Here is a 16,262-nt window from a genome sequence, read left to right as displayed (position 1 = left end):
GCTAGTTGATCCTTCTAACTGCGGATCCGCTCGCATCTGCCATGGGGCTTTCATTGGCACCCACCTTCCTTAAATTGAAGAGACAAAGTGCGTCATCTCCGCGACGCAGCATCCACTGACGAGCAATTTTATCGACAACAATGTAATCACCTTCACGGCGGAAATTGGCGAGAATTTCACGCTTGCCACCCTCAACGATAAAGATCGAAGGGATGTCTCCATCAAAACGAAACCAGGTTTTGACACCATCGTCGAAGGCATTTTTTGGTTTGAGCGTTGCATCGCCACGAAACCTATAATCCGTATTGCTATCGTCGTGGCGGAAGTTATCTCTGTTTGGCTGAGATGCCAGTTTTCGGGCCTTTTCAAGCAGATCAGCATCCATTTCCTCATCGGGATAACGGAACTTGACCATAAAAGTCTGGTCACCATCTGACTCAGCTCGAGCACGCAATATAAATGTGTAAACCCGCTTATCGCTGACCACATTCATGTTCGTGACGGTCTTTGCCTCGACCGGCTTCAAGAAAATGATGTTACCGCGTTTATTAGGTTCGATTTTCCACGAAACGCTATCGCCAACCGCCACCGTTTCGATTTTCTCACTGTCGCCAAGTACGATCATTGTAGAAACACCGTGCGTTGCATCCACTGAAACAACATTCACTGGATTGTAATTGACCATACGCACGCGTGGATCAGCTACGCCTCGCCGCGGCGCAATCTCGGCAATGCCGTCAGTGGTAAAGCCCAGGGTTGCAATCATACCAAGCAAAAATCCGGCTTGGCATAAGACCAGGCGCTTCTTGCTCATGGTTGCGTTCCAGCCGATGGCGAGAGGCTTTCCTGATCTCGACGATAATCCGTAATCTGAAACCCTAACGGATTATCAAAACGCCATTCATTGGATTGCGTTTCGCGCGTGTAACGAAAATGCATCAGTGCAACCCAATGTTCATCCGCACTGCTGGCCAGCCCTATTCGCTGTGTGGAAAACCTGACTATCGCTGTTCGACTATTAGGTATCTGGATGGATTTGATCACAGGCAGGATACGGGTTTCCCGACCATAAAGATTGACTGGATTGGATGGACTGGACGGACTGTACAAATTCAGCAGATCGCGCCCCGCATCCCCTGTCGACAACATCTGCGCCAGATCGAAATCCTCTTGCACCGAAACCGGATCATAGGTCTCCCGTGCACGCAGGTAGCGTACAACATTCATGCGTGTAATGGCTTCATTCTGCGTGAGATCACCTTCCGCAAGAGGCCGCTTGATTTCCATGAAACCAGTGGTTTTGTCGACCTCAATTACGTACGGCTCAAAGCTTTTCAGCGGTAGCAACATGGCCAGACACCCCATTGCAACAGCGGTCAGCCCTGCGCTGATCGCTGCCACAACCCATGCAATAGCGCGTGATCGCTTGACCGAGCGAATAACGTCATTTTCCCAGCGAATAGCCTCGCTGAAATAAGCCTTGGGGACGCCACTTTCCGCTTCATTAGCCAACGGACTGCTCATCGGCGTGAGCCAGATTAAAAAATTTGATCGTCCTCGCGAACGCTGGCAATAAAAATCTCAAAATTACACCTTAAACAAAATACACTATTAATGAGATAGACTAAAAATACCGCCAAATATCATACACATCAGATCAAAGTGGGATGTTAAATACTTCCCATCAAACAAATCCGTTGCCTTTTGCGAGTATTAAGTTGTGCCGCTTGAGTCAATACAACTTAAGTCCTATATGTGCTGAATGGCCCGCATGGAATTATCCAATTAAGTGTTGTTTTTCAATATCTTATGTTTAATTTTCTTATGAATGCCAGTTTTATCTCCATGATAAAACCCGTTCATAAGGCGCCCATCTCGTCTCAACTCATTATAGCAGTGCTACCCATTCCGCATCTTGAAAGCAGGCAAAGCAATGAACGAAGCAACAATCGCAGAAATTGAATGCTGGCTGGATATTCAGGGGCTTTCCGGTACGAGCGAAACGGAGCTTATGAATGGGTTTTGCCAGCGTTGCATTGATGCTGGAATCCGACTCGAACGTGCAAATGCTTTCGTTGACACCCTGCATCCCATTTATGAGGGCCGGGTTTTTTTATGGCGCCGGGAAGGGGAGGTCGAGCGCGCGATCATTGAGTACGGATCTTCCCGGGAAGGTGAGAGCGCAAGCAACTGGCAGACCTCTACCTTTTACAGCATGCTGAATGCCGGTGAAGATGAAATGCGTGTGAATTTGGCGCATAAAGAAGACCCGGGATTCCGTCATCTCGTCACATTGAAGGAAGAGGGATGCACTGATTATCTCGCTCTTATAAACCGCTTCTCTTCTGAAGGCACCATTGGCGAAATGGACTGCTTTTATTCCTCATGGTCCACAGACGAACCACGCGGTTTTCGTGATGAAGATATCATCGCGATACGCCGGATGGTTAGGGGATTGGGGCTGGCAATAAAATGCGCTTCATTGACAAGGATTGTCCAGACTTTGGCCGATGTCTATCTCGGGCGTGATGCTGCCAAGCGGGTGCTTGCCGGGCGTATCAATCGCGGCTCGGCTGAGCGTATCGAAGCGGTGTTATGGTATTCCGATTTGAGAGGTTACACGCGTATTTCCGACACCGCATCGCCTGACGCAATCATTCCCATGCTTAATGATTATGCCGAGGCGATTATTTCCTCAATACAGGAAGCCGGTGGCGACGTTCTAAAGCTGATGGGCGATGGTATTCTGGCGATTTTCACAAATGGCAATTCTGAAGAAGACTGTGCTGCCGCGTTGAAGGCCCAATCCTTGTTACGCAAACGACTGATTATTCTTAACCAGGCACGCATTACCGACGGCGCACCCGCAACGGATGTTTATCTTGGACTACATATTGGAGAAGTCTTTTACGGTAATATTGGCAGCGATACGCGCCTCGATTTCACAGTGGTCGGTCCGGCAGTAAACGAGGTCAGCCGCATAGCATCAATGTGCCGCTCTGTTGATCAGGACATTCTCATTTCCGATAGTTTCGCCGGAGCTTTGCCAACTGAGCTACGCCGACGGCTTGTCTCCGTCGGGCGCTACGCATTGCGTGGGGTAGGGCGTGCTCAAGAGCTTTTTACTCTAGACCAATCGATGATCGGAACGAAATAGAGTTTCTGTAATCATCATGAATGCGGTTTTTGCTTCCAGCCGTGATTTATTGATTGGCCTTGGCATAATCCTTCATATTTTGTGGCGTTACTAGTTCGAATGGAACCCAGATATTGCGCTCTGTTTTTTGTTTTCGTGCAAGAGCAATAGCTGCATCCGTCGCAGCAGCGCCTTGCGCTATGGCATTTTGAAATACCGTCACGTCAAGGTCCTTGCTCGCCATTGCAGCAAGCCCGTCGGGCGTAGCATCAATGCCCGCAACAACAACATTAGCCATATCCACACCTGCTGATTTCATGGCTTGAATTGCACCAATTGCCATTTCGTCATTATTCGCAATAACTGCATCAAACTTCGTGCCGGACGAAAGCCAATTGGTCATTATATTTGCCGCTTCAAGACGATCCCAATTTGCGCTTTGCTCTTCAATGACCTTCATACCCTTGCACTCATCTGTAGCGATAACATCATGAATGTCTTTCGTACGGGTAATTGAAGAGTGGTTGTTCAAAGGCCCCATTAATACAAAAACGTCGCCCTTCCCATTTAGTAGCCTGCACACTTCTTTTGTTTGGATTGTGCCCGAATCGACTTCGTTTGACCCTACGAAAGCCGCCGTTTCCGGCAAATTATCCACATCTGCCGGAGGATGGTTGACATAGATAACTGGAATTTTTGCTTCAGTGGCCATTTTGGTAATCGCGGGCGTGCCATCGCCATCAACAGCAACGACCAAAATTGCATCGACACCAGATGAAACGAAATTCTGTACTTGGCTTAGCTGGCGGCTGGCGTCATTTTGAGCATCTTCAACCTGAATCGTTACGCTGTCGAGAGATTTGGCGCGATCTTGTATGCCATTGCGTAGAATTGTCAGAAATGCACTATCCGAACGAGCAAGAGTCAAACCAATATTTTCGGCATAGCAGGTAGAGGCGAATAGACAGCCAATGGCAACCGCAGACAGAAATTTCTTCATTGATGTTCCTCCCAGAACTTATAATTTTTAATAATCTATCATATGAAATAAATATTCCAACTGATTTTGTTAAAATACATTTGTTCCAATTAATCAGGTAAGATTAGTTATGGAACTTTTATCCCTAGTTTGAAAATTCAAGGACAAGCTCGGGATAATTCATTTATTTTCAGTATCTTGGTTGTAATTATTCTGGTATTATCCCTATTTAATGACATTATCAATGATATTGGGATAATATGAGCAAATTCAAAGAGCTATCGTCAGAGCAGATTCGTCAGCATGTGGATACTGCACAAGCTTACGAGGTCTATCAAGCGAGTGTAAAAGAATATGATCAACGGTTTTCCGGATCCATGTCATGGAAAACGAGCACGAATGGCAAGCCGTATCTGTATAAAAAGACTGGTAATATATGGAAGTCTCTCGGTCCTAAATCATTGGATACCGAGCTTAATTACAGCCAATTTCATTCTGGTCGTGAAAACTCCAGAGATCGCATCTCCCGATTGGCGCAACGGCTTGACGAACTGGCACCAGTCAATCGTGCGATGGGACTTGGCCGAGTACCGCTTCTAACTGCCCGCATTATCCGAGCACTCGAAAAGCTTGGGCTGATCGGAACTGCAATCGATGTTGTTGGAACCAACGCCCTGTTCATCTATGAACGCATGGCGGCTGTGCACATCAGCAGCGGCTTACTGTCGACGCAAGACGTCGATCTTTTAATGGATTCACGTTTCAATCTTCGTCTGATAGCGAAAGACTTTTCAAGCAAAGGCCTTATTGGCCTTTTGCAGAAAATAGACCATTCCTTTCGGCCATTGGCAAAGAATGGATACCGGGCTGCCAATCGAGACGGATTTCTGGTTGACCTTATCAAGCCTACCCCCAAGAATGTCTTGTTAAACACAGAGAAGGCCCGCTTCAGCGCAGATGCAGAAGACCTGCAAGCAATAGAAATCGAGGGGCTGTCATGGCTGGTTAATAGCCCTAAAGCATCGGTTATCGTCATGGATGAGAGAGGCTATCCGCTCAGCTTTACTTGCCCGGACCCACGGGCTTTTGCGCTACACAAATTGTGGCTTTCGCGTCGTAAGGACCGAGACGCGGCCAAACGTTTACGCGATGAACAACAGGCTCGTATCGTTGCAGAACTCATTCGCACCCGTTTACAGCATCTATCTTTCGATGCCTTGGACCTGCAAGCATTGCCATACTCATTGCGTCAACTCGCTGGGGAATTCACTCCAGCTTCCCACAGCGGTGACAACTCCGAAAACCTCACTCCCAACTGGTAAATACTAAAAAAAGCGCCGGTTTACCGGCGCTCCTTTCTTCAATTATATGCTGTTAAGGGTGGACAGGAGCAGACAAGATTGCGATCACCCGCAACATTGTCGATCCGGGAAACCGGAGGCCAATACTTCAACAAATCCTCCGATTCACCGCCTGGCAAGCTTGCCACCTTGCGGCTATAGGGATGCGACCAGTCGTCAGCCAAAACATCTCCTGAAGGATGAGGTGCATTTACAAGGGGATTATCGTCCCTTGGCCACTCACCGCTGGCAACCTTTGCTGCTTCACCAGCAATGGCAATCATTGCATCACAGAACCGATCGATCTCGCGCTTTGATTCTGACTCTGTTGGCTCCACCATCAACGTTCCGGCAATCGGCCAGGACATGGTTGGGGCATGAAAGCCATAATCTATCAAACGTTTGGCAATGTCTTCCACACCAATACCAGCACTCTCCTTGAGCACTCTGGTATCGAGGATGCACTCATGCGCTACGCGGTCGTTGCGCCCTTTGAAAAGGACCGGGTAATAATCCTTCAGCCGTTCGGAAATGTAATTGGCATTAAGGATTGCCATCTCCGTTGCACGCTTGAGACCTGCACCACCCATCATGCGGATATACATCCATGTGATAGGCAAGATTGATGCACTACCAAAGGGGGCTGCAGAAACCGCATTGCCTGTGCCACTGGCAACGTGCCCGGGCAAAAACGGAGCCAGATGTTTCTTGACACCAATAGGACCGACGCCCGGTCCACCGCCGCCATGGGGAATGCAGAACGTCTTGTGCAGATTCATGTGGCACACATCTGCACCAATATCACCCGGACGTGCAAGTCCGACCAGCGCATTGAGGTTTGCTCCATCGAAGTAAACCTGACCGCCGTGCTGGTGCACAACGGTACAGATGTCCTTGACGCCTTCCTCAAACACACCATGGGTTGAAGGATAAGTAATCATCAATGCAGCCAGATTGGCACTGTGCAATTCGGCTTTGGCTTTCAGATCGTCAAGATCAATATCGCCCGCCTCTTCGCATGCAACGACCACAACACGCATACCTGCCATGTGTGCACTCGCAGGATTGGTGCCGTGAGCCGATTCCGGTATGAGGCAAATATCCCGATGATCGTCGCCACGATCCAAATGGTAACGACGAATAGCAAGAAGTCCGGCATACTCACCCTGACTACCGGCATTCGGCTGTAGCGATACTGCATCAAAGCCGGTGATCTCCGAGAGCCAGGCCTCAAGGTCATCGGTCAATGATTTATAGCCAAGCGCGTGATCAGCGGGCGCAAAAGGGTGCACATTCGCAACGCTTTGCCAGCTCACGGGAAGCATCTCTGCTGCCGCATTCAACTTCATCGTGCATGAGCCGAGCGGTATCATTGCACGGTCAAGAGCAAGGTCCTTGTCGGCAAGGCGACGAAGGAACCGCATCATTTCAGTCTCGGAGCGCTGCTGATGGAAAACGGCCTGTGTCATAAAGCCTTCCGCTTGCCTTATGCTTGGCAGCTTTGAGCCCGGATCATTTGGCAGACTAGCCCCAAACAGTGCAGCCAGCGCAATCAGATCTTTATCGGTAGTCGTCTCATCGACAGTAATTCCCAGCCGACTATCGTCAATGCGGCGCAGTAGCCTTTCGCCCTTTTCGGCTTCAGCAGCTATAGATACGGCCTTACCGGGAACATTTACCGTCAAAGTGTCAAAGAAGTGAGCACCACCTAACTTCAATCCGGCTGCCTCAAGGCCTGCCGCCAGTCTTGTAGTTTTGGCATGCACTTGGCTGGCGATAGCCTGCAGTCCTTGCGGGCCGTGCCATATGGCGAAAGATACAGCCATGTTGGCAAGCAAAGCCTGCGCGGTACAGATGTTTGATGTGGCCTTGTCGCGGCGGATATGCTGCTCGCGTGTCTGCAAGGCCAATCGGTAACCAGCCCTGCCCTTGCTGTCTACTGACTGGCCAACAAGGCGTCCCGGAATAAGCCGTGTCAGATTATCGCTAACCGCAAGATAAGCCGCATGTGGACCACCATAGCCGACGGGAACGCCAAAACGCTGCATGGATCCGGCGGCAATATCCGCACCCAGCGATGCGGGTGATGCTGTAATCGTCAAGGCCAGTGGATCGGCAACAACAACAACCAGTGCACCTGCCGCCTTGGCGGCTTTAATGGTAGCCGAGTGATCCCCGTAAACACCGTAAGTATCTGGCCATGGCACAATGATTGCAGCAACTGATGAATCTATTTCGCCGCCATTAACATTCATACCGAGAGGTTCCGCGCGCGTTTTGACCACGTCAAGAATCTGGGGGTGAATGTCGCCAGCAAGAACGATGCGCGTACGCTTTTCGCGGTGATGGCGATAGGCGATGCCCACGGCTTCCGCAACAGCAGTTGCTTCATCCAGCAAAGAAGCGGATGCGACAGGTAGGCCCGTCAGTTCTGTCACCAACGTTTGGAAGTGAAACAGGAGTTCAAGACGGCCTTGGCTGATCTCGGACTGGTATGGTGTATAAGCCGTGTACCAAGCGGGATTCTCGAACAAGTTTCGTTGGATAACGGCAGGGACGTGAGTGCCGTGATAACCCTGCCCGATAAAACTCTTGAAGGTTTTATTTCGCCCCATCTTGTTAGCCAATTCGGCCAAAGCCTCGGCTTCATTGATGGCTTCCGGTATATCAAGCGGCTTTTCGAGCCGAATGGATTGTGGGACCGCCTGCGAAATCAACGTGTCGAGTGACGGGATTCCCAATGCAGCCAACATGGCGCGTGCGCCTTGGACGCTTGGACCGATATGACGATCGGTAAACGGAAATATGCTCTTGTTCATGATGCTCAGCCAATAATCGCTTTGTAACCGGCTTCATCAAGCAGACCGGTCAGTTGTTCGGTGTTGGAAAGTTTCATCTTCCAGAGCCAGCCATCGCTGGTTGCGGCTGAATTGATAAGAGCAGGATCGCTGGCAGTCGCCTCGTTTACGTCCGTCACTTCGCCATCGAGTGGTGCATAAACATCAGAAGCTGCCTTTACAGATTCGACAACTACAGCTGCATCGCCCTTGGAAAGGCTCGTACCAATATCCGGCAGCTGAACGAAAACAAGATCACCCAATTGATCTTGGGCATGATCAGTAATACCGACCGTCGCGATATCACCCTCAACGCGCACCCATTCATGATCTTCAGTAAAATATGTTGTTGCCATCTGGATTATCCTTTGTGGTAGCGATGTGGCGTGAAGGGAAGTGAATGAATATGTACCGGAATGCGATTACCACGCACTTCGGCAAAAATCGGCGTCGAGGCAGCGAGAATCTCTTTCCCGACATATCCCATTGCTACGGGATGCCCCGCAGAAGGCCCGAATCCGCCCGAGGTCACGAGACCAATATGGTTGCCTTCTGCATCAACAAGAATTGTATCTGACCGAACTGGCTGGCGGCCATCTGGCTTCAGACCGACCCGTTTGCGCAAACTGCCGGAAGCAATTTTTTCCAGCAGTGTCTTGGCTCCGATAAACCCGGCTTTCTCGCGCACAGGTTTGCTGATCGCCCAAGTCAGGCCCGCATCAACTGGATCAAAATCCGTCGTTATATCATGGCCGTGCAGGCATAAGCCTGCTTCCAATCGAAGGCTATCGCGAGCGGCTAGTCCCACCCACGCCACTCTCTCATCTTCAAAAAGTTTGTTTACCAGAACGCGGGCATCAGCTGCAGGCAATCCGATCTCGAAGCCGTCTTCTCCGGTATAACCGGAACGGCTCATGAACCAGCCCGGTTTTGGCTCAAAGCCGTGCATGAAAGCGAGTTCTGTACCGGCAAGGCCCGCCTTATGCAGAACGTCCGCAGCTTGAGGCCCTTGAATAGCCAGAAATACACGATCCAGTGCATCGATTTTGCAATCGAAATCTTTTGCAACACCCCGCAAATGCGCCTCATCGGCAGCTGCATTTCCGGCATTGGCAACAACCATAAAATGCTCGGCGCCCAAACGGGTCACGATCAGATCGTCAAGGATTCCCGCCCGCTCGTCGAGAAAGAATGTATATTTGGATTGGCCGGTTTGCAGTGCCTCGGCATCAAGCGGGCATGCGCGCGACAAAAGCGCAGCAGAATCCTTTCCCGACACGTCGAACAACTGCATATGAGAAATGTCAAAAAGTCCGGCATTTTCTCGCGCATGCAGATGTTCTTTCATCACCCCAAGCGGATAGGTGATTGGCATCGACCATCCTGCAAATCCGCCAAAGCGCGCGCCAGCAGTTTTGTGCAGATCATCAAGCGGTAGTGATTTTAGTTGTTCTTCGGTGCCCATTCATACTCCAGAGACGTGCAAAGACCTCCGCCACAGCGACGGAATGTTTCTTTGCCCCTCTGTCGGAAGCCTGAGAGACTCGCACAGTCATGGACTTTGGTCCAAACTGAACTTACACCTTCGGCGCGAGGTTTCCCCCGACTTTCCAGAGTTGCCTTACCTGCTTGCGGTTCTTGGTACCTGAGAGATTTCGGGCGATTTCCCCTTCGGTGGCTCTGCACAATGTTGTACAGGACACTCTCCCGCAAACTGACAGGGCCCTTCGATTCTTCAATCCCAAGGCCCTCGACAAGGCCGGACCATAACCCAGCCGGAAAGCCATGTCATCCGTCCAAATGGCAAATCTGACGCTTAATGAACAAAATTTGTCGAAGCGGGAATATATGCCGCACGTTTCAAAGCCATGACGCCCAAAGTTTGGCCTCTTCCCTTTACTGCATGCGTGCCCAGGAATTCGGGCTGAATCTCACTGTCAAATTCTAGACGTCCTGCAAGATCGCTGGATATCAGAACCGGCGCATCCAAGGTCCGGCACAGAGTTTCGAGCCGCGCCGTGGTATTAACCGTATCTCCAAAGTAGGTAATCTTGTGATGATCAACACCTATTTCCGCCGTGATGATCGGCCCTCCATGCAGTGCGGCGCGCAGCTGTGGCACGCGCCCAAAATCCTTAATCCATTTTTCTTGATCGGCTTCAATCAAATCCAGAATCGCAAATATGCATTTGACACTATTCCCGTCTTTTATACCGCGGGACATTGGCCAGGTAATAATGGCTGCATCACCGACATAATCATCAATGGCACCCAGATATCTGCGCACAGGTTCTGCAAATGTAGCAAACAAAGCGCTGAGAAACTGCTGCGCCCGGATATCTCCGAATTCTTGTGCAAAAGAGGTGGACCCCACTAGATCAATGAAGAGGAATACTCGCTCCTCCTCGATCGGTTTGCGATAGCGGCCAATCAGCAGACTTAAGAATACGTCCCTTCCCAAGAGCTCCCGCACACGTGCTACAAAACTTACCACCAGCGACACACCCAATGCAGAAAACATTGCACTTGCGGGTAGAACAGCAAGTTCCTGCCATGATTCATAGGTGTGATAGCCGATCCACCCCAATAAAACCCGGCATAATGCAGAACCAAGATACATGAGAATATAAGTGACGATCAGCATCGCGATCAGGTAAAGCGGCGTAGAGAGCGCTGCCATCCTTGCGTAAAGCCGTGGAAACAATGCCCCGCGCTCAAGCGCAATGATCGGAACGCACGTGAATAGCGCAAACACTGAACCAACAATTGATGGCTCACCGTAAAAAGCCCAGCTAAAAAATGCGCCACTTATGGAAACGGCGCAAAGAACGAAAACCCAAAAACCTCCCGAGTATTTATTCATGGCCAAACTGGCCGCAACAACAAGAATTGGCTCGGCTTGGTACACATTTGAGTCTCCGGATTTTCTTTTTCCTTATGTAGAAGCTTTTCCTCCTCGTCCAAGGTGAGTTGCATAATTTATTCGCTGCACTCTTGACGCGCTTATTATCACGTATCATATATTGTTACATGAAACGAAATAGCCGCCTTTCCTCGGTTCTTCACGTCATTCTCCATATGGCTGAACGCGACGCACCGATGACCTCAGAAGAACTTGCGTTGCATATGCATACCAATCCGGTCGTCGTCCGCAGAACAATGGCAGGATTACGGGATGCCGGTTTTGTACGTTCGGAAAAGGGCCACGGTGGCGGTTGGGTCATTGCCAAAGATCTGGCAACCCTTACGCTTCGTGACATTTATAACGCTCTCGGCTCGCCGGAGTTGTTCGCTCTTGGCAACCGCACCGAAAATCCGGCCTGTCTTGTAGAACAATCCGTCAATCACGCGCTCGACGTCGCATTTCTTGAAGCAGAAGCCCTGATTATCGAACGACTGGCAACTGTCTCACTCGCTGATCTGGCTGCAGATTTTCACCGGCGTTTCGAGGCTTTCAAACAAGAGAACAAATCCCATGACTTATGATGTTATCATTATTGGGGGAAGTTACTCCGGCCTCGCTGCTGCATTGCAGGTCGCGCGTGCTCGCCGCAAGGTACTGGTTGTGGATGCCGGTGAACGCCGGAATCGATTTGCCGAATCTTCGCACGGCTTTTTGACACAGGACGGAACTCCCGCAGCCCAGATTGCCCGTGTGGGGCGCGAGCAACTGCTCGCCTACCCGAATGTCACCTGGATAGATGCCCGTGCTGAAAATGTGCAGGGTGCCCTCGACGCCTTTACGGTGCGTATTTCATCGGGAATGAGCTATGAGGGCCAGCGCTTGATACTGGCGACCGGTGTGACTGATATATTGCCAACCATTCCAGGACTTAGGGAAAGGTGGGGCAAGAGTGTTTTTCATTGTCCTTATTGCCATGGCTATGAACTCGGTACAGGCCCGATTGGCGTTCTTGCAACTAGCGCGCTTTCCACCCATCAGGCGGCAATGCTTGCCGATTGGGGTAACACCACACTATTCGTCAATGGCATGTTTGAGCCTGACAGCGACCAGATTAATGCTTTGACAGGACGCGGTGTAAGAATTGAATATGCCGCGATCGTTTCTATCGCAGGTAAAGACACACGGCCAATCGTTGAAGTCGCGGATGGTCGCGCCATATCGCTTGCCGGACTGTTTACCCTCTCACGCACAGCGGTAACAGGTCCCCTTCCCCAGCAGCTTGGCTGCGCTATGGAAGATGGTTTGCTTGGCACTTACATCAAAACCGAGGACACTAAACTGACTTCTGTGCCGGGTGTATATGCTTGCGGGGACACCGCGCTCATGGCAGGTTCGGTTTCTTTTGCTGTCGGAGATGGCGTAAGGGCCGGAGTTTCAGCGCATCAATCGCTGATATTCTCCAGCCCGGCGCACTAAGGCAGCTGCGCCTCGGTACGAGGCTGTCTGACTGAAACCACCAACGCCCCAATGAACACTCCAGTCATCAACAGCACAATAGTTGGTGCTGGCGCACTATCAATGAAGAAGGCAACATAGGTTCCGAGGAACGACGCCAATACGGCAACAACCACCGAAACAATCAACATTGTGCTGAACGTTCGTGTGAGCAGAAACGCAATGGCGCCCGGGGCAATCAGCATCGCAATGGCAAGTATGATACCGACGGCTTTTAATGCTCCAACGATTGTCAGGGAAATCAGACAAAGCAGTCCGTAATGCAGGAATCTAACGTGAAGCCCGACCGCCCGGGCCTGCACCGTATCAAATGCATGAAGCAAGAAGTCACGCCATTTGAACAGGATAATCCCTGCGGTGATCGCCGCAATTGTCGCCGTCTGGATAATGTCGCTCCAGCTGATGCCAAGCATATCACCAAAGAGTATGTGATCGAGATGCACATCGGACTGGATCTTCACGTACAGCACCAGACCTAGGCCAAACATACCCGAAAAAACCACACCCATCACGGTGTCCTGTTTAATCCTGCTGTTTTCCTTCAAGAATCCCGTCGCAATCGCACAAAACATACCGGCAACGAATGCACCGACCGCGTAGGGAAATCCGACAATATAGGCGATGACAACGCCCGGGAAAACCGCATGCGAAATAGCGTCTCCCATAAGAGACCAGCCTTTAAGCACCATAAAGCAAGAAAGCAGCGCCGTTGGAATTGCAACCAGAACGGAGATGATCAGAGCATTGACCATGAACTCAAACTGAAATGGCGAAAGCAGGATTTCAATGAAGTTCATGGCGTAACCTCATGCGTTCTGGCAGCGCGCCGCCGGGCTGCGATCAGACCGTGTTTGGGTGCAAAGACAAAAGCTACCAAAAAGATAAGCGTCTGCAGAACAACAATAATTCCTCCGGTCGCACCATCGAGAAAGTAGCTAATATAAGCCCCTGTAAAGCTTGTCAGCGCACCTATAATTACGGCGATGACCAGCAGTCGCGGAAAACGATCTGTAAGAAGATAGGCCGTTGCGCCGGGTGTCACGACCATGCAAATGACCAGAAATGCTCCAACAGTCTGCAATGCTGCTACTGTCGATGCGGACAAGAGTGTGAAGAACATGATCTTCAGCGCAGTTGGGTTGAGACCTATGGAACGGGCGTGACTCTCATCAAAGAAGACAACCATGAGGTCTTTCCATTTCACCAGCAGAATTGCCAGAGACGCAAATCCGATCACGGCAAGCTGGAGAGTGTCTTCCGGTGTAATGGCAAGGATGTTGCCCAGAACAATCGTCTGGATGTTTACAGAGGTAGGAGACAGTGAAACCATGAAGAGGCCCAGACCAAAGAAAGACGAGAAAATCAAACCGATAATCGCATCTTCTTTCAGCTTCGTCCGCTGATTGAGAAATAGCATGGCGACAGCAGCAAGCCCTCCGGAAAAGAAAGCACCAATGGAGAATGGCAGGCCCAGCATATAAGCTCCTGCAACGCCCGGTACGATAGAATGCGAAAGTGCATCTCCGATAAGTGACCAGCCTTTGAGCATGAGATATGCGGACAGGAACGCGCAAACGCCACCGACGAGTGCCGAGACCCACATGGCATTGACCATATATTGGTAAGAAAATGGTTCGAGCAGCAACATCTATGGTCGTCCGCTCTTGGAGTTTGCGACATTGTCGTAAAGAACGAAGGGACGTTCATCATCGGTAATAACGCCCACAGCCCGTCCCTCTCCTGTCTCCGGTGCATCAAGCTTGAAGTGGCGCAGCACACCGCCAAATGTCCGTTCGAGATTTTTCTGCGTAAATGTCTCGGCTGTTAGGCCGCATGCAAGCACTGTTCGATTAAGCAAGACGGTGCGATCGCAAAACTCCGGGACACTGCCGAGATTATGGGTCGAAACCAGAATCACACGTCCTTCGTCGCGCAAGGCACGTAATAATATGATAATTGCTTCTTCCGTTTTCACATCCACGCCAGTGAATGGTTCATCCAGCAATATGACGCGCCCATCCTGCGCCAAGGCACGTGCAAGAAAGACCCTTTTTTTCTGCCCACCGGAAAGCTCACCGATCTGGCGTTGGCGAAACTCGGTCATCCCGACGCGTGCAAGTGCATCCGACACCGCCTGACGGTCTGCTGCTTTGGCGATACGCATCATACCCATGTGGCCGTACCGGCCCATCATGACAACATCTTCCACCAGTACCGGAAAATTCCAGTCAATGTCCTCGCTTTGCGGGACATAGGCGACAAGATTCTTTTTCAACGCTTCGTTCACCGATTGACGAAGCACTGAGATCGTCCCTTGGGATGCCCGGACAAACCCCATGATTGCCTTGAAAAGCGTTGATTTTCCGGAGCCGTTAACTCCAACAAGCGCCGTTATGGTGCCCGTCGGTATTTCGAACGTTGCGTCGCGCAGCGCTGTATGGCCATTGCGATAAGTGACCGTTGCACCTCTCACAGAAATGCCTCCACCCGCATCGGAAGACGCGGGTGAAACACTGGTTCGCGACTTAAAGGGCTGAGCATTCATTGAGCTGCGCCCTTGGTCAGGCCTTCTGCGATCCTGCTGGATGTTACGCGTAGAAGGTCGATGTAAGTCGGGACTTCACCATCGGCATCGGTAAGTGAATCTACATAAAGTATGCCGCCATAGTTTGCCCCGGTTTCACGCGCGACCTGTTTTGCAGGATCCGCTGAGATCGTGCTCTCGGAGAATACCACACTGATTTTGTCTGCCCGAACGGCATCGATTACCTTGCGAACCTGTTGAGGAGTTCCCTGCTGATCCGCATTGATCGGCCAAAGATAGAGTTCTTTCAGATCGAAGTCCCTTGCCAGGTATGAGAATGCGCCCTCACTTGATACGAGCCAACGCTTTTCAGCTGGGATAGCTGCAAGCTCAGCTTTGATCGGATCAATTGCTGCCTTGATTTTTGTCTTGTAGGCTTCGGCATTCGCCTTGTAAGTCTCTTGGTTAGCCGGATCATACTTTACAAAAGCATCGCGAATATTGTCGACATAGACTAATGCTGCCGTTGGCGACATCCATGCATGTGGATTTGGTTTGCCGGTATATGGCCCTTCAGCAATACCCATTGGCGCTACACCTTCGGAGACGACGACACCGGGAACATCTTTTAGATTAGCGAAGAACTTTTCGAACCAGAGTTCGAGATTAAGCCCGTTCCAAAGAACAAGTTGTGCGCCCTGCGCTTTCTGTATGTCACCCGGTGTCGGTTGATAATTGTGAATTTCTGCGCCTGGCTTGGTAATGGATTCAACGATCGCCGCGTCACCAGCGACATTGCGGGCAATATCCGCAATAACCGTAAATGTTGTCACCGCTTTAAATTTATCCTGTGCAGACGCTGGAACGATAGCCAAAACCATTCCGAAGATTGCACCCGCTATTCCGGTCAAAATGGACCGTCCTATTCCGTCCTGCATAATTTTTCCTTTTTGCAATTGATTTGCAACTGCATCACTAATCAAGATTGCCCGTTATTGCAAGTGCAAATGATTTGCAAAATCAAAT

General features: G+C 50.5%; 15 protein-coding genes and 1 riboswitch. Of the genes, 4 read left to right on the top strand and 11 right to left on the bottom strand.

Annotation, left to right across the window (positions count from 1 at the left end; genetic code table 11):
- Position 1: 1 nt before the first annotated feature.
- Together virB9 and PMI41_RS13435 are read right to left on the bottom strand one after the other, a co-directional pair.
- Positions 2 to 814, bottom strand: a complete 813-nt coding sequence (gene virB9, locus PMI41_RS13440) for a P-type conjugative transfer protein VirB9 (RefSeq protein ID WP_008125629.1) — start codon at positions 812 to 814, stop codon at positions 2 to 4.
- The gene (locus PMI41_RS13435; protein WP_008125628.1) at positions 811 to 1,524 is read right to left on the bottom strand and encodes a virB8 family protein; all 714 of its coding nucleotides are present in this window, start codon (positions 1,522 to 1,524) and stop codon (positions 811 to 813) included. The genes virB9 and PMI41_RS13435 overlap by 4 nt, the downstream gene beginning before the upstream one ends.
- Positions 1,525 to 1,933: 409 nt before the next feature.
- Here PMI41_RS13435 and PMI41_RS13430 point away from each other — a divergent pair, with 409 nt between their 5' ends.
- Entirely contained in the window at positions 1,934 to 3,157 is a 1,224-nt protein-coding gene (locus tag PMI41_RS13430) for an adenylate/guanylate cyclase domain-containing protein (protein ID WP_008125625.1), read from the top strand.
- A 46-nt stretch (positions 3,158 to 3,203) separates the two neighbouring features.
- On the opposite strand, the gene PMI41_RS13425 is transcribed toward PMI41_RS13430, so the two are convergent.
- The gene (locus PMI41_RS13425) at positions 3,204 to 4,136 is read right to left on the bottom strand and encodes a sugar ABC transporter substrate-binding protein (RefSeq protein ID WP_008125623.1); all 933 of its coding nucleotides are present in this window, start codon (positions 4,134 to 4,136) and stop codon (positions 3,204 to 3,206) included.
- A gap of 239 nt (positions 4,137 to 4,375) precedes the next feature.
- Here PMI41_RS13425 and PMI41_RS13420 point away from each other — a divergent pair, with 239 nt between their 5' ends.
- On the top strand, positions 4,376 to 5,437 hold the full coding sequence (locus PMI41_RS13420) for a nucleotidyltransferase domain-containing protein (protein ID WP_008125621.1): 1,062 nt from the start codon (positions 4,376 to 4,378) through the stop codon (positions 5,435 to 5,437).
- A gap of 38 nt (positions 5,438 to 5,475) precedes the next feature.
- Here the strand turns inward: PMI41_RS13420 and gcvP are convergent, their stop codons facing one another.
- From gcvP to PMI41_RS13400, 4 genes are all read right to left on the bottom strand, one after another.
- Positions 5,476 to 8,277, bottom strand: coding sequence for an aminomethyl-transferring glycine dehydrogenase (gcvP, locus tag PMI41_RS13415; RefSeq protein WP_193372095.1), 2,802 nt, complete (start codon positions 8,275 to 8,277; stop codon positions 5,476 to 5,478).
- A gap of 2 nt (positions 8,278 to 8,279) precedes the next feature.
- Complete coding sequence (gene gcvH, locus PMI41_RS13410) at positions 8,280 to 8,648, bottom strand: glycine cleavage system protein GcvH (protein WP_008125618.1); 369 nt, start codon at positions 8,646 to 8,648, stop codon at positions 8,280 to 8,282.
- Between the two features lie 5 nt (positions 8,649 to 8,653).
- A complete protein-coding gene (gene gcvT / locus PMI41_RS13405) occupies positions 8,654 to 9,757 on the bottom strand; it encodes a glycine cleavage system aminomethyltransferase GcvT (RefSeq protein ID WP_008125615.1) in 1,104 nt (367 codons plus the stop codon).
- Between the two features lie 157 nt (positions 9,758 to 9,914).
- A riboswitch (glycine riboswitch) is annotated at positions 9,915 to 10,012 on the bottom strand.
- Between the two features lie 96 nt (positions 10,013 to 10,108).
- On the bottom strand, positions 10,109 to 11,155 hold the full coding sequence (locus PMI41_RS13400; protein ID WP_040854878.1) for an adenylate/guanylate cyclase domain-containing protein: 1,047 nt from the start codon (positions 11,153 to 11,155) through the stop codon (positions 10,109 to 10,111).
- A gap of 167 nt (positions 11,156 to 11,322) precedes the next feature.
- Between PMI41_RS13400 and PMI41_RS13395 the strand changes: the two genes are divergently transcribed.
- Together PMI41_RS13395 and PMI41_RS13390 are read left to right on the top strand one after the other, a co-directional pair.
- A complete protein-coding gene (locus PMI41_RS13395) occupies positions 11,323 to 11,778 on the top strand; it encodes an Rrf2 family transcriptional regulator (protein WP_008125612.1) in 456 nt (151 codons plus the stop codon).
- Positions 11,768 to 12,673: an NAD(P)/FAD-dependent oxidoreductase gene (locus PMI41_RS13390; protein WP_008125610.1), complete on the top strand. Its 906-nt coding sequence runs from the start codon at positions 11,768 to 11,770 to the stop codon at positions 12,671 to 12,673. The genes PMI41_RS13395 and PMI41_RS13390 overlap by 11 nt, the downstream gene beginning before the upstream one ends.
- On the opposite strand, the gene PMI41_RS13385 is transcribed toward PMI41_RS13390, so the two are convergent.
- From PMI41_RS13385 to PMI41_RS13370, 4 genes are read right to left on the bottom strand one after another with little or no spacing between them, the layout of a single operon-like run.
- Positions 12,670 to 13,509, bottom strand: coding sequence for a metal ABC transporter permease (locus PMI41_RS13385; RefSeq protein ID WP_008125608.1), 840 nt, complete (start codon positions 13,507 to 13,509; stop codon positions 12,670 to 12,672). The genes PMI41_RS13390 and PMI41_RS13385 overlap by 4 nt on opposite strands.
- The gene (locus PMI41_RS13380) at positions 13,506 to 14,360 is read right to left on the bottom strand and encodes a metal ABC transporter permease (protein ID WP_008125606.1); all 855 of its coding nucleotides are present in this window, start codon (positions 14,358 to 14,360) and stop codon (positions 13,506 to 13,508) included. Before PMI41_RS13380 ends, PMI41_RS13385 begins: the two co-directional genes overlap by 4 nt.
- Complete coding sequence (locus PMI41_RS13375; RefSeq protein ID WP_008125603.1) at positions 14,361 to 15,257, bottom strand: manganese/iron ABC transporter ATP-binding protein; 897 nt, start codon at positions 15,255 to 15,257, stop codon at positions 14,361 to 14,363. It abuts the gene before it with no gap.
- Complete coding sequence (locus PMI41_RS13370; RefSeq protein ID WP_008125601.1) at positions 15,254 to 16,174, bottom strand: metal ABC transporter substrate-binding protein; 921 nt, start codon at positions 16,172 to 16,174, stop codon at positions 15,254 to 15,256. The genes PMI41_RS13375 and PMI41_RS13370 overlap by 4 nt, the downstream gene beginning before the upstream one ends.
- Positions 16,175 to 16,262 lie beyond the last annotated feature (88 nt).

It is taken from the genome of Phyllobacterium sp. YR531, assembly GCF_000282595.1.
Taxonomy (GTDB): Bacteria; Pseudomonadota; Alphaproteobacteria; order Rhizobiales; family Rhizobiaceae; genus Phyllobacterium.
Note: the sequence above shows the minus strand (reverse complement) of the source record. Positions and strands in the feature narration are given on the sequence as shown.

Coding starts and splice junctions, on each gene's coding strand:
- PMI41_RS13380 (WP_008125606.1), bottom strand. CDS start 14,360: ATGTTGCTGCTCGAACCATTTTCTTACCAATATATGGTCAATGCCATG.
- gcvH (WP_008125618.1), bottom strand. CDS start 8,648: ATGGCAACAACATATTTTACTGAAGATCATGAATGGGTGCGCGTTGAG.
- PMI41_RS13420 (WP_008125621.1), top strand. CDS start 4,376: ATGAGCAAATTCAAAGAGCTATCGTCAGAGCAGATTCGTCAGCATGTG.
- PMI41_RS13370 (WP_008125601.1), bottom strand. CDS start 16,174: ATGCAGGACGGAATAGGACGGTCCATTTTGACCGGAATAGCGGGTGCA.
- PMI41_RS13430 (WP_008125625.1), top strand. CDS start 1,934: ATGAACGAAGCAACAATCGCAGAAATTGAATGCTGGCTGGATATTCAG.
- PMI41_RS13385 (WP_008125608.1), bottom strand. CDS start 13,509: ATGAACTTCATTGAAATCCTGCTTTCGCCATTTCAGTTTGAGTTCATG.
- PMI41_RS13375 (WP_008125603.1), bottom strand. CDS start 15,257: ATGAATGCTCAGCCCTTTAAGTCGCGAACCAGTGTTTCACCCGCGTCT.
- PMI41_RS13395 (WP_008125612.1), top strand. CDS start 11,323: ATGAAACGAAATAGCCGCCTTTCCTCGGTTCTTCACGTCATTCTCCAT.
- PMI41_RS13400 (WP_040854878.1), bottom strand. CDS start 11,155: ATGAATAAATACTCGGGAGGTTTTTGGGTTTTCGTTCTTTGCGCCGTT.
- virB9 (WP_008125629.1), bottom strand. CDS start 814: ATGAGCAAGAAGCGCCTGGTCTTATGCCAAGCCGGATTTTTGCTTGGT.
- PMI41_RS13435 (WP_008125628.1), bottom strand. CDS start 1,524: ATGAGCAGTCCGTTGGCTAATGAAGCGGAAAGTGGCGTCCCCAAGGCT.
- PMI41_RS13425 (WP_008125623.1), bottom strand. CDS start 4,136: ATGAAGAAATTTCTGTCTGCGGTTGCCATTGGCTGTCTATTCGCCTCT.
- PMI41_RS13390 (WP_008125610.1), top strand. CDS start 11,768: ATGACTTATGATGTTATCATTATTGGGGGAAGTTACTCCGGCCTCGCT.
- gcvT (WP_008125615.1), bottom strand. CDS start 9,757: ATGGGCACCGAAGAACAACTAAAATCACTACCGCTTGATGATCTGCAC.